The organism is Corynebacterium falsenii (assembly GCF_020099275.1).
Taxonomy (GTDB): domain Bacteria; phylum Actinomycetota; class Actinomycetes; order Mycobacteriales; family Mycobacteriaceae; genus Corynebacterium; species Corynebacterium falsenii.
In genome coordinates this window covers 2,129,159-2,142,171 of record NZ_CP083646.1, presented here as the reverse complement: position 1 = coordinate 2,142,171, position 13,013 = coordinate 2,129,159, and the positions used below count along the sequence as shown (strand labels likewise).

General features: G+C 63.4%; 11 protein-coding genes. 9 read left to right on the top strand and 2 right to left on the bottom strand.

Annotation, left to right across the window (positions count from 1 at the left end; genetic code table 11):
• The first annotated feature begins 19 nt into the window (after positions 1–19).
• The 7 genes from atpA to LA343_RS09250 all read left to right on the top strand — a co-directional run bounded on the left by atpA (position 20) and on the right by LA343_RS09250 (position 6,804).
• Complete coding sequence (gene atpA, locus LA343_RS09280; protein ID WP_025403052.1) at positions 20–1,657, top strand: F0F1 ATP synthase subunit alpha; 1,638 nt, start codon at positions 20–22, stop codon at positions 1,655–1,657.
• 58 nt (positions 1,658–1,715) lie between these two features.
• Complete coding sequence (locus LA343_RS09275) at positions 1,716–2,696, top strand: F0F1 ATP synthase subunit gamma (RefSeq protein ID WP_025403051.1); 981 nt, start codon at positions 1,716–1,718, stop codon at positions 2,694–2,696.
• 2 nt (positions 2,697–2,698) lie between these two features.
• Positions 2,699–4,144, top strand: coding sequence for a F0F1 ATP synthase subunit beta (atpD, locus tag LA343_RS09270; RefSeq protein ID WP_025403050.1), 1,446 nt, complete (start codon positions 2,699–2,701; stop codon positions 4,142–4,144).
• Positions 4,145–4,157: 13 nt separating this feature from the next.
• Entirely contained in the window at positions 4,158–4,532 is a 375-nt protein-coding gene (locus LA343_RS09265; protein WP_025403049.1) for a F0F1 ATP synthase subunit epsilon, read from the top strand.
• Positions 4,533–4,772: 240 nt separating this feature from the next.
• The gene (locus LA343_RS09260; protein WP_025403048.1) at positions 4,773–5,216 is read left to right on the top strand and encodes a DUF2550 domain-containing protein; all 444 of its coding nucleotides are present in this window, start codon (positions 4,773–4,775) and stop codon (positions 5,214–5,216) included.
• An 18-nt stretch (positions 5,217–5,234) separates the two neighbouring features.
• On the top strand, positions 5,235–5,960 hold the full coding sequence (nucS, locus tag LA343_RS09255) for an endonuclease NucS (RefSeq protein ID WP_025403047.1): 726 nt from the start codon (positions 5,235–5,237) through the stop codon (positions 5,958–5,960).
• A 10-nt stretch (positions 5,961–5,970) separates the two neighbouring features.
• Entirely contained in the window at positions 5,971–6,804 is an 834-nt protein-coding gene (locus LA343_RS09250; protein ID WP_025403046.1) for a tetratricopeptide repeat protein, read from the top strand.
• Between the two features lie 6 nt (positions 6,805–6,810).
• Here the strand turns inward: LA343_RS09250 and glgB are convergent, their stop codons facing one another.
• Together glgB and LA343_RS09240 are read right to left on the bottom strand one after the other, a co-directional pair.
• Positions 6,811–8,976 (bottom strand): 1,4-alpha-glucan branching protein GlgB, encoded by a 2,166-nt coding sequence (glgB, locus tag LA343_RS09245; protein ID WP_025403045.1) that lies wholly within the window; start codon positions 8,974–8,976, stop codon positions 6,811–6,813.
• Between the two features lie 11 nt (positions 8,977–8,987).
• A complete protein-coding gene (locus LA343_RS09240; RefSeq protein WP_025403044.1) occupies positions 8,988–11,006 on the bottom strand; it encodes an alpha-1,4-glucan--maltose-1-phosphate maltosyltransferase in 2,019 nt (672 codons plus the stop codon).
• 73 nt (positions 11,007–11,079) lie between these two features.
• On the opposite strand from LA343_RS09240, the gene LA343_RS09235 reads away from it, so the two are divergent.
• Together LA343_RS09235 and LA343_RS09230 are read left to right on the top strand one after the other, a co-directional pair.
• Positions 11,080–11,955: an ABC transporter ATP-binding protein gene (locus LA343_RS09235; RefSeq protein WP_039910950.1), complete on the top strand. Its 876-nt coding sequence runs from the start codon at positions 11,080–11,082 to the stop codon at positions 11,953–11,955.
• A 97-nt stretch (positions 11,956–12,052) separates the two neighbouring features.
• Complete coding sequence (locus tag LA343_RS09230) at positions 12,053–12,991, top strand: NUDIX hydrolase (protein ID WP_039910949.1); 939 nt, start codon at positions 12,053–12,055, stop codon at positions 12,989–12,991.
• Positions 12,992–13,013 lie beyond the last annotated feature (22 nt).

Sequence of the window (13,013 nt, the reverse complement as noted above, 5' to 3'; positions counted from 1 at the left end):
AACCGAGAGCAGGAAGAACATGGCGGAGCTGACGATCTCCTCCGATGAGATCCGTAGCGCGATTGCGAACTACACCTCGAGCTACTCCCCGGAGGCCTCCCGTGAGGAGGTCGGCGTGGTCACGACGGCAGCGGACGGCATTGCCCAGGTGAGCGGCATGCCTTCTGTGATGGCCAATGAGCTGCTCGAGTTCCCAGGCGGCGTGATTGGCGTCGCACAGAACCTCGACACCGACCACGTCGGCGTCGTGATCCTGGGTAACTACGAGTTGCTCAAGGAGGGCGACGAGGTCAAGAGGACCGGCGAGGTCCTGTCCATTCCGGTTGGGGATAAGTTCCTCGGCCGCGTTATCAACCCACTGGGTCAGGCCATCGACGGCTTGGGCGACATTGAAGCTGAAGAGGAGCGCGTCCTCGAGCTTCAGGCCCCATCCGTTCTGATGCGTCAGCCCGTCGAAGAGCCCATGCAGACCGGCATCAAGGCTATCGACGCAATGACCCCCATCGGCCGTGGTCAGCGTCAGCTGATCATTGGTGACCGCAAGACCGGTAAGACCTTGGTCTGCATCGATACCATTCTGAACCAGCGCGATAACTGGGAGTCCGGCGACGAGAAGAAGCAGGTTCGCTGCATCTACGTCGCAATTGGTCAAAAGGGCTCCACCATCGCGTCCATCCGTAAGACCCTCGAGGACAACGGCGCTCTGGAGTACACCACCATCGTGGCTGCTCCGGCATCTGACTCCGCGGGCTTCAAGTGGCTGGCACCCTTCGCCGGCGCTGCACTGGGTCAGCACTGGATGTACCAGGGCAAGCACGTTCTGGTGATCTACGATGATCTGACCAAGCAGGCCGAGGCATACCGTGCCATCTCCCTGCTGCTGCGTCGCCCACCGGGCCGCGAGGCTTACCCCGGTGACGTCTTCTACCTGCACTCCCGTCTGCTGGAGCGTGCTGCGAAGCTGTCCGACGATCTGGGCGGCGGTTCCCTGACCGCACTGCCGATCATCGAGACCAAGGCAAACGACGTTTCCGCCTTCATCCCGACCAACGTTATCTCCATTACCGACGGCCAGGTCTTCCTGGAGTCCGACCTGTTCAACCAGGGCGTCCGGCCTGCAATTAACGTTGGTGTGTCCGTCTCCCGTGTGGGTGGTGCCGCACAGACCAAGGGTATGAAGAAGGTTTCCGGTTCTCTGCGTCTGGACCTGGCCGCATACCGCGACCTCGAAGCATTCGCTGCCTTCGCGTCCGACCTGGACCCCGCTTCCAAGGCTCAGCTGGAGCGCGGTAAGCGCCTCGTCGAGCTGCTGAAGCAGACCGAGACTAAGCCGCAGTCCGTCGAGGATCAGATGGTGTCCATCTACCTCGCCGGCGAGGGCGAATTCGATGATGTTCCGGTTGAGGACATCCGCCGCTTCGAGAAGGAGCTGTGGGAGTACCTGCACGCCAACGCATCCGGCGTGTACGACCAGATTGCTGGCGGCAAGCCCTTCGACGATGAGTCCAAGGAAGCCCTGGCGAAGAACGTTGACGAATTCAAGCGCACCTTCCAGACCACGGACGGCTCGCCCGTCATCAACGAGCCCGAGGCTCGTCCGCTTGGAGACGACGAAGTTTCCAAGTCGCAGATCACTGTCTCCCGCAAGTCCAAGTAACCCGCGGAAGGTAAGTGAGCACAATGACCATTAACGGACAAGTTAGGAGGCGATAGCGATGGCCAGTCTTCGCGAACTGAGGACACGTATTAAGTCCGTGAACTCAACCAAGAAGATCACCAAGGCGCAGGAGCTCATCGCCACCTCGAGGATCACGAAGGCCCAGGCCCGCGTGGATGCCGCTCAGCCGTACGCTGACGAAATCACTGCGGTGGTTCAGCGTCTGGCTTCCGCTAGCACCTTGGATCACAAGATGCTGCAGGAACCGGAAGACGCTTCTCGCGCAGCTATCCTCGTGGTTTCGAGTGACCGTGGCATGTGCGGTGGCTACAATAACAACGTCTTCAAGAAGACGGCAGAGCTGCGTAAGCGTCTGCAGAACCAGGGCAAGGAAGTTGTCCTGTACGTCTCCGGTAACAAGGGACTCAGCTACTACAACTTCCGTGGCGAGGACATCGCTGGATCGTGGACCGGGTACTCCCAGGACCCCGAGTACAGCGCAACGCACGATCTTCGCCGCCACTTGATCGAAGGCTTCTTGGCCGGATCCGAGGGCCACGCTGAGTGGCGCGAGGGTCTGAACGTGCCGGAAGGCGAGAGCATCCAGGGCTTCGACGAGGTGCACATCGTGTACACCAAGTTTGAGTCCATGCTGTCGCAGACCGCTGAGGCACACCGCGTGCTGCCGATCGAGATGGTTGTGGAACACGAGAAGCTGGAGCTGGGCGATGACATGGTCTCCGACAAGGTGGACCACGTTGGCGCCGAGGTCGAGTTCGAGCCCGATGCAGATTCCCTGCTGAAGGCACTGCTGCCGCAGTATGTTTCCCGTGGCATCTTCGCAGCAATGCTGGAATCTGCAGCATCTGAGTCCGCCGCCCGCCGTACCGCTATGAGCGCCGCTACGGACAATGCCACCGACCTGGTCAAGCAGCTTTCGCGAGTTGCTAACCAGGCACGCCAGGCACAGATTACCCAGGAAATCACAGAGATCGTCGGTGGCGCTTCCGCGCTCGCCGATAGCGGAGAAAGTGACTAATTATGACTACAGCAATTCAGGAGCAGCCCAACGCTGCACCGGCTGTTGCGGGCCGCGTCGTGCGAGTCATCGGCCCAGTCGTCGATGTGGAGTTCCCACGCGGTGAGCAGCCGGCTCTGTTTAACGCCCTGACCGTCGAGGTCACCCTCGAAGCAGTGGCAAAGACCATCACCCTTGAGGTGGCACAGCACCTCGGTGACAACCTCGTGCGCGCTGTGTCCATGGCCCCCACCGACGGCCTCGTCCGCGGTGCTGAGGTCAAGGACACCGGCAAGCCGATTTCCGTGCCCGTCGGTGACGTCGTGAAGGGCCACGTGTTCAACGCCCTGGGCGACTGCCTCGACGAGCCGGGCTTGGGCCGCGACGGCGAGCAGTGGGGCATCCACCGCGAGCCGCCGGCATTCGACCAGCTGGAAGGTAAGACCGAGATCCTGGAGACGGGCATCAAGGTCATCGACCTGCTGACCCCATACGTGAAGGGCGGCAAGATCGGCCTGTTCGGCGGTGCAGGTGTGGGCAAGACGGTGCTGATCCAGGAGATGATTACCCGTATCGCCCGCGAGTTCTCCGGTACCTCTGTGTTCGCCGGTGTTGGTGAGCGTACCCGTGAGGGTACGGACCTCTTCCTCGAGATGGAGGAGATGGGCGTGCTGCAAGACACCGCGCTTGTCTTCGGCCAGATGGATGAGCCCCCAGGAGTCCGTATGCGCGTGGCTCTGTCCGGCCTGACCATGGCGGAGTACTTCCGCGATGTTCAGAACCAGGACGTGCTGCTGTTCATCGACAACATCTTCCGTTTCACCCAGGCTGGTTCTGAGGTTTCGACCCTGCTGGGTCGTATGCCTTCTGCCGTGGGCTACCAGCCCACCCTGGCTGACGAGATGGGTGTTCTGCAGGAGCGCATTACCTCCACCAAGGGTCGTTCCATTACGTCTCTGCAGGCCGTGTACGTGCCCGCCGACGACTACACCGACCCGGCTCCGGCGACCACCTTCGCCCACCTGGATGCGACCACCGAGCTTGACCGCTCCATCGCATCGAAGGGTATTTACCCCGCTGTGAACCCGCTGACCTCTACCTCTCGTATCCTCGAGCCGGGTATCGTCGGCGAGCGTCACTACGAGGTTGCCCAGCGCGTGATCAACATTCTGCAGAAGAACAAGGAACTGCAGGACATCATCGCCATCCTGGGTATGGACGAGCTGTCGGAAGAAGACAAGATCACCGTTCAGCGCGCACGTCGTCTGGAGCGCTTCCTGGGCCAGAACTTCTTCGTTGCGGAGAAGTTCACCGGCATCCCGGGCTCCTACGTGCCGCTGGAGGACACGATCGACGCCTTCGAGCGCATCTGCGACGGCGAGTTCGACCACTACCCAGAGCAGGCCTTCAACGGTCTCGGTGGCCTGGACGATGTCGAAGCCGCTTACAAGAAGATGAGCGACAAGTAGAGGGAGTAGGCACATGGCTGAGATTGCCGCGCAACTGGTTTCCGTGGAGCGGGCGCTGTGGACTGGTACCGCAACGTCTGTGACCGCGCAGACCACTGAAGGCGAGATCGGCGTGCTCCCCGGTCACGAGCCCCTTCTCGGCCAGCTGGTCGAGAACGGTGTGGTGACCATTCGGACAAACGATGGCGAGAAGCTGGTGGCAGCCGTGCAGGGTGGTTTCCTGTCCGTCTCCAGCGACAAGATCACCATTCTGGCGGACTCTGCTTCGTGGGCCCGTGAGGTCGACGTTGCGGATGCCCAGTCCCGTGCTGAATCCGCTGAGGATGAGCGGGACAAGGCTCTGGCTGAGTCCGAATTGCGCGCTGTGAAGCGACTCGAAAGCAACTAGGAGCACTTCGCTCCTGGCGCTTCGGGTATCAACCGATAAACCCACACAACCTCCCCGCATACCTCTTTCGCAAGAGGGGCGGGGAGGTTGTGTGTTTTGGTCACCCCATATCAGCCTTCCCTCAATTGGAAGATCTGTCAGCAACTTGTAGATTGAAGAGATACACCTCAAGACTCAAGACTCCGCCCTTCGGCGCCGCACCGAGCGTCCGAAGCATGACCGAGGGAATGGTAGGGCAGTATGACGTGGCTGTGGTATCTCCTCCTCGCGCTGGTCTGCGCGGCAATGCTGTCTGCCGCCTGGCGCTTTTTCACACTGCGTTCGCGCGGATTTCCCGTGGTGATCCGGAGCCTGCCCAATCCCGATGGTCGGCACTGGCGCCACGGGGTTTTGATTTATAGCGACCGTTCCGCCAGGCTCTACAAGCTCCGCAGCCTCCGCCTGGACTCGGACGTTGTCCTCACGCGCCTCGGGCTGTCCATCGACGGCCGCCGCCAGATGACCGCCCGCGAGGCGCATTTCCTGGAGCCTGATCTCCACATCGTGCAGCTCGATCACCGTGGTCGGAAGTGGGAGATGGCCGTGGATTCCAGCGGCGATACCGCCCTTGTGGCGTGGCTCGAGTCCGCGCCGTCCGCCCGCCGCGATAGCAATAGCGCGTATAACCATCCTCGCCCGATGTAGCGTGTAACCTCTATTCCCATGCGTTTAGTCATCGCCAGTTGCAGTGTGGATTATGTCGGGCGTCTCGAGGCGCACTTGCCTAAGGCCGACCGACTCATCATGGTCAAAGCCGATGGATCGGTCTCGATTCACGCCGACGACCGCGCCTACAAGCCCCTGAATTGGATGACCCCTCCCTGCACCCTCACGGTGGTCTCCCCGGAGGATGATCTTACGTCCGACGCCACCCTGATCTACCCCGAACTCGATAACGATGGGGTGAAACAGTTGTGGATCGTCGAGAACACGAAAGGTGAGCAGCTTCGCATCCAGATCTTCGCTATCCACTCGGACACGTCTCACGAGCTGGGGGAGGACCCGGGCTTGGTCAAGGACGGCGTGGAGTCTCACCTCCAGGAGCTCCTTGCCGAGCAAATTGAGCTGCTGGGGGAGGGCTACACGTTGGTGCGCCGCGAGTACCCCACGGCGATCGGGCCGGTGGATATCTTGTCGAAGGATTCCACGGGTGCGACGGTCGCGGTGGAGATCAAGCGCCGCGGCGGCATCGACGGTGTGGAGCAGCTGACCCGCTACGTGGAGCTGCTTAATCGCGATGAGCTCCTTGCCCCTGTGACGGGTGTGTTCGCCGCCCAGGAGATCAAGCCGCAGGCCCGCACGCTGGCTGAGGATCGTGGCATCCGTTGCGTCACCCTGGACTATGAGGCTATGCGGGGCACGGACTCCTCGGAGTTCCGACTCTTCTAGGATGGGGGACATGAGTAATCAACCTTCCGCCCCTTCCCGCTTCGCCGCCGGTGCCATTGACCTAGGTCAGGTCAAGGCGAAGGCAGAGACTGAGTCTTCTTTGCCGGATCGCGTGGCAACCATTAGCCCCAGCACCTTTGAGCAGGACGTGGTGATCCGCTCCACCCAGGTGCCGGTGATTATCCTCCTGGGCTCGGCTCGTTCCGAGGCCTCGGAAAATATGCGCATGGCTTTCGAATCGCTCGTGGCGCAGTCGGAGTCCATCGAGTGGCTGTTCCGCTACGCCGATGTGGATTCCACTCCGGAGGTCGCCCAGGCCTTCGGTGTGCAGGCCATCCCAACGGTCATCGCGCTGGCCAATGGTCGGCCGATGACGAACTTCGAGGGCGGTCAGCCGACGGATCAGCTGCAGCAGTGGGTTGCGGCGGTTGTGCAGGCTACCGCGGGCAAACTGCAGGGGCTGCAGGCTGAGGAGGCCTCTGATCCTCGTCTGGACGCTGCAGCAGACAAGCTGGCCGCCGAGGACTACGACGGCGCCATCGCGGATTACGATGCCATCTTGTCCGCAGAGCCCGGCAATGCCGACGCACGCTCTGCACGCGCCAATGCCATGCTTATGCGCCGTGCGGCTCAGGAGGGGGACAATCCTTTCGCGGAGGCCGACCAGCTCATCCTGCAGGGCGATAAGACCGCAGCGTTCGACACGCTCATCGACAAGATTGCAGCGAGGGGCTCGGACGCGGCAGCCGCCAAGGAGCGCCTGCTCGAGCTGTTCACTCTCTTCGAGGCCGGGGACTCGGAAGTCATCGCGGCCCGCACGAAGATGGCCTCGGCCCTTTTCTAAACCGCGCTAGCTGTTCGCCACGAACCACCGCGCGCTGTGCGCCGGGATCGTCATCGCCGCGCTGGCGCCGAACCCGTGGGAGCTGATCTGCTCGGCCACAAGGTCCACTCCGGTCTCCCGGTCGGCTCCTTCAAACGTGTGCGAGTCGGTGTTGAGCACCTCTTTCCACGTCCCGGCCTGGGGGAGGCCGATGCGGTAGTTCTCGTGGGTGGAACCCGAGAAGTTGATGACGCATGCGAGGTTCTGCCCCTGGTGGCGTCGAATAAAGGAAAGAACGTTGTTGGTCGCATCATCGTTGGCGATCCACTGAAAACCATCGGGCGTGTGATCGTCGGCGAGAGCAGGCAGAGACGTGTACAGGTGGTTGAGCGTGCGCGTCAGCGACTGCAGGCCGCGGTGGTATTCGCCCTCCCAGCCCTCGAGGTTGTCCCAGTCCAAGCCCTTGGACTCGTTCCACTCCTGGACCTGGCCGAACTCCTGGCCCTGGAACAGCAGCTTCTTACCGGGGTGCGCCCACATGTACGCCAGGTAGGTGCGCACCATCGCCGCGCGATCCCAGCTGGAATCGGTGGGCATGCGCGACCACAGCGTGCCCTTGCCGTGGACCACTTCATCGTGGCTGATCGGCAGCACGTACTTCTCCGAGTAGGCGTACACCATGGAGAACGTGATCTCGTTGTGGTGGTGGCCGCGGTGGATCGGATCGCGCTGGATGTACTCCAGCGAATCGTGCATCCAACCCATGTTCCACTTGTAGCTAAAGCCCAGGCCGTTCGGGTCGGTCACGCCGGGCCAGGAGGTCGATTCCTCCGCGATGGTCACGGCTCCGGGGCAGGTGGCGTGGACGGTGCGGTTCATCTCCTGCAGGAAGTTCACTGCTTCCAGGTTCTCGCGGCCGCCGTGGATGTTGGGCAGCCAATCGTCGCGGGAGTAGTCGAGGTAGAGCATGGAAGCCACGGCGTCCACGCGCAGGCCGTCGATGTGGAACTCCTGGCACCAGTACAGCGCGTTGGCCACGAGGAAGTTGCGCACCTCGTTGCGGCCGAAGTCGAACACGTAGGTGCCCCAGTCGGGCTGCTCACCGCGGCGCGGGTCGGGGTGCTCGTAGCAGGCCTCGCCATCGAAGCGGCCGAGCGCCCAGGCATCCTTGGGGAAGTGGCCGGGCACCCAGTCCATGATCACGCCCACGCCGGCCTTGTGGAGGCTGTCGATGAGGAAACGCAGGTCGTCCGGGCTGCCGAAGCGGTTGTTCGGCGCATAGTAGCTGGTGACCTGGTAGCCCCACGAGGGCTCAAACGGGTGCTCGGAGATGCCCATGAGCTCCACGTGGGTAAAACCCATCTCCGTGACATACTCGGTGAGCTGCTCGGCGAGCTCACGGTAGGAAAGACCCTTGCGCCAGGAGCCCAGGTGCAGCTCGTAGATGCTCATGGGGCTGGTCGGTTCCTCCGACGCCGCCAGGGGCGCGAACCGCGATCGCGTCCGCATCCAGGCATTATCCGCCCATTCGAACTGCGTGGGGGCCGCGATGATGGAGGCGGTGTTCGGCGCCGGCTCGGCGAGCTGTGCCATGGGATCGGCCTTGTCCAGGTGCACGCCATCGCCGGTGGTGATGGAGTACTTGTAGCGCTGGCCGGGCTGCGCTGTGGGGATCCACAACTCCCAGATGCCGGAGGAGCCGAGGGCGCGCATGGGGTGCTGGTGGGGGTTCCAGCCGTTGAAGTCGCCGATCACGGCTACGCCCGCGGCGTGGGGAGCCCACACGGCGAAGGCCACGCCGCCGCCATCGTCCTTCGAGAGCGGATGCGCGCCCAGGACTTCCCAGAGGCGCTGGTGCGTGCCCTCGCCGATGAGGTGCAGGTCTACCTCGCCGACCGTGGGCAGGCGGCGGTAGGGGTCGGCGACCGTGGAGGTGGAGCCATCGTCCCAGGTGACGGTGTAGGTGTACTGATCCACGAACGTGTCCGTGGTGAGCTGGAAGATCCCGTTGCCCACTTGCTCCATGGGCTCTGCGGCGCGGCCGTTGATACTCACGGCCACGGAGCGCGCCCCGAACTGGATGGTGGTGATGACGGTGGATCCATCATCGGTCTCGTGCGCACCGAGCACGTCGTGGGGTGCGTGGTGGCGGCGCTGCTCTAACCGTTGGACATCGTTGGGATTCAGGGTCATACCTTTTAATTCTACGCGCGGGGATCGTATTCGTCGGTGCGGAACTGTGTGGCCTCGCGCTCGTTGTCAGCCACGGTGGGCAGCTGGAAGATGTGCGCCACCTGGAAGTCGGGGTCGAGGCGAACGTAATTGCGCTCCGACCACTCGTAGGTGTTGCCGGACGGCAAGTCGGTCACGTCGTAGGTTGCCCCGGGGAGCTGGCCGATGGCCTCCGGGTTTACGATGACCTCGCCCTCGGTGATGCTGCGGGAATCGAGGTTGACCACGACGAGCACTGCGTTGCCGGTGACCCCATCGATCTTGGAGTAGGCCAGCAGGTTGTCGTTGGTGGTCTCGTGGATGTGCAGGTTGCGCTGCTGCTGCAAAGCGGGGTTGGCACGGCGCCACTCGTTGAGGCTGGTGATCCAGGGAGCCAGGGTGTCCTCGGTGTCGAAGTCACGCGGGCGCAGCTGGTACTTCTCGGAATCCAGGTACTCCTCGGATCCGGCGTGGATGGGCTCGTACTCGTAGAGCTCGTAACCGGAGTACACGCCCCACAGCGGGGAGATCGTGGCAGCCAGTGCGGCGCGGATGGCGAACATGGCCTTGCCGCCGGTCTGGAGGGATTCGTGGAGGATGTCCGGGGTGTTGACGAAGAGATTGGGGCGGAACACGTCCGCGTAATCGGCAACGTCCTGGGCAAACTCCTCCAGCTCCTCCTTGGTGGTCTTCCACGTGAAGTAGCTGTAGGACTGGGTGAACCCTGCCTTGGCCAGGCCGTACAGACGCGGCGGCCGGGTGAAGGCCTCGGCGAGGAAAACCACGTCCGGGTCGGTCTCGTGGACCGTGGCGATGAGCCACGCCCAGAAGTTGGTGGGCTTGGTGTGCGGATTATCCACGCGGAAGATGCGCACGCCACGGTCGATCCACACGCGAATGACGCGCAGGATCTCGTGGTACAGACCGTCCGGATCGGTATCGAAGTTCAGCGGGTAGATGTCCTGGTACTTCTTCGGCGGGTTCTCCGCATAGGCGATGGAACCATCCGGCAGCACGCTGAACCACTCGGGGTGAGCCTTGGCCCACGGGTGGTCCGGCGCGCATTGCAGGGCGAAGTCCAGCGCCACCTTGAGGCCCTGATCCTCGGCGGCAGCCACGAACTCCTCGAAGTCCTCCACGGTTCCCAGCAATGGGTTTACGGCATCGTGGCCGCCGTCCTCGGAGCCGATGGCCCACGGGGAGCCGACATCATCCGGGGTGGGGGTCAGCGTGTTGTTCTTACCCTTGCGGTTGATCGTGCCGATCGGGTGGATCGGCGGCAAGTAGACCACGTCGAAGCCCATGCCTGCGATGCGCGGCAGTTCCTTCTGTGCGGTGGCAAAGGTGCCGTGGACCGGCTCGCCGTTGTCATCCACACCACCGGTCGAGCGGGGGAAGAACTCGTACCAGGATCCCACGCCGCTGGCGGTGGGCTCGACAAGGATCTCGTATTCCTCGCCGCGGGTGAGCAGGTCGCGCACCGGGCGCTTGTGCAAGGCCTTGGCGACCTCGGGGGACAGGGCGGTGGCGATGCGCTCGTCCACGCTCAGCGACTCATCACGCAACTGCTCGATGGTGGTCTTCAGCAGGTCGCGGTGGGAACGGGAGGTCTTTTCCAGCGCGCGCTCGAAGAAACGGGCACCGGATTCCAGGTCGTTGGCCAGCGCCTCCGCGTCTTGGCCTGCGGCGACCTTCTTCTGGATAGCGTTGAACCACGTGGCGGCCGGGTCCGACCAGGCGTCGACACGAAAAGTCCACAGGCCAGGCACGTCGGGAACAAAAACGGCGTGCCGGCGATCCACCTCAACCGGGTCGGGGGTCATGGTGATCTTCGCGCGACCGCCCTTGGCGCCAGCGGGGCGGCGCACCACGAGGGTCGCGGAGATGGCATCGTGACCCTCGCGCCACACCGTGGCTGAGATCGGAAATGCCTGGCCCACGAGGGCCTTGGCGGGGGTGGCCCCGTGGGAAATGACGGGATGGACGTTGTCAATGCCAAGACGGCCGGTCATGCTGATGACGCTCCTCAAATGCAGTGTCTGTCTGCAGTGTCTGTCACCCCATAGCTTAGGTGAAACTGGCACTATGGGTGGGGTGAGCGACGACGTGACAAACCTGATTTCTGCCCCCGCTTCGCAGGCTGCGGCCGCCGAAGACCTCATCATCGACATGCGCGGCGTGTCCGTGGTCCGCGAGGGCCGCGAGATCCTCGCGCCGCTGGATTGGCAGGTGGAGCTGGACGAGCGTTGGATCATCATCGGACCCAACGGAGCGGGCAAGACCACCCTCATGCGCCTCGCCAGCGCGCAGATGTTCCCCACCACGGGCACGGTCACGCTCGTGGGGGAGCAGATGGGCAAAGTGGATCTGCGCGAGATCCGCACCGCCATCGGCATGAGCTCCTCAGCGCTGGCACACCGCGTGCCCGGAGACGAGCTGGTCAAGGACATCGTCATCTCCGCCGGCTACGACGTGCTGGGCCGCTGGCGCGAGGAATACGACAGCATGGACGAAGAGCGCGCCATCGACACCCTGGAATCCATCGGCGCCTACCACCTCGCCGAGCAGACCTGGGGGACCTTGAGCGAAGGCGAGCGCAAGCGCACCCTCATTGCCCGCGCGCTCATGACCGACCCGGAGCTGCTGCTGCTCGACGAGCCGGGTGCCGGGCTGGACCTGGGCGGGCGCGAGGATCTCGTGGGCCTACTGTCTGACTTGGCGGACGATCCGGACTCCCCGGCTATCGTCATGATCACCCACCACGTGGAGGAGATCCCGCCGGGATTCACACACGGCATGTTGCTGGACGAAGGGCACGTGGTGGCGCAGGGAATGTTGGAGGACATCATGACGTCCGACAACCTCACCCGCACCTTCCACCAGCCGATTGAGGTCACGCAGGACGACGGCCGGTGGTTCGCGCGCCGCACGCGCCGTGGAGGAAGTCACCGATCGCGGTAGACTTTCTCAAGTATGGCGCTGCGGAGTGTGGTGGCGTCGAGAAAAAAGATAAAGACAGACGCAGAACGCAGACACAGACACAGCAGGAAGGATCACGATGGCTTCGCCAGACACCAGCGGTTCACCCGGCTCTGGGCGCTTGGGGCCGGTCGCGCCACGGCACGCCTCCACGGTGATCCTGCTGCGCGATACCCTCTCCGGCATCGAGGTCTACGTGCAAGAACGCGCCTCCACGATGGCGTTTTGCGCCGAAATGACCGTGTTCCCCGGCGGCGGCGTGGATTCCCGCGACATGCCCGGCGATGTTGATGGCGACGGCCACGATTCCCCCGACCTGCGCTGGCAGGGCCCAGACGTGAAGTGGTGGGCCAGCCGTCTGCAGAAGTCCGAGTCCATGGCTCGCGCGCTCGTGTGCGCTGCCGTGCGCGAAACCTTCGAGGAGGCCGGCACCCTGCTGGCCGGCTACGAGGACGGCTCGCTGGTGGGCAACACCGTCCCGTTCCAGACCGAGCGGCATCAGCTGGAGAATCACGAGCTCAGCTTCTCCGATTTCATGGACCAGCACGAGTTGGTGCTGCGCTCCGACCTGCTGCGCCCCTGGGCGAACTGGGTCACCCCGAAGGAGCAGCCGATCCGCTACGACACGGCCTTCTTCGTGGCGAACATGCCGGAGGGTCAGCAGACCCTCGCCGACACCCGCGAGGCCACCTCGACCGGTTGGTTCCGCCCCTCCACGCTGCTGGACGGCTGGCGCTCGCGGAAGATCTCGCTCATGCCGCCGACGTGGGCGCAGTTGAAGCTGCTGGATACGTTCCGCACGGTCGACGAGGTGCTGGATTTCAGCTCGAGCTTGTCGGTCGATCCGGTGCTGGAGGAGCCCGTCGACGAGCCCTACATGGCCGAGTATTACCTCATGGAGACGCAGATGTACGGCGCCCCGCGCCGCCAGTTCGCGCCGGGCATGAAGTTTGCGGTGGATCCGGCTGACCTGCCCGCGCACCCCTTCGAGAACCGCCCGGGTTCCTACCTGCAATAGCCTGTAATAGCCTGTACTAACC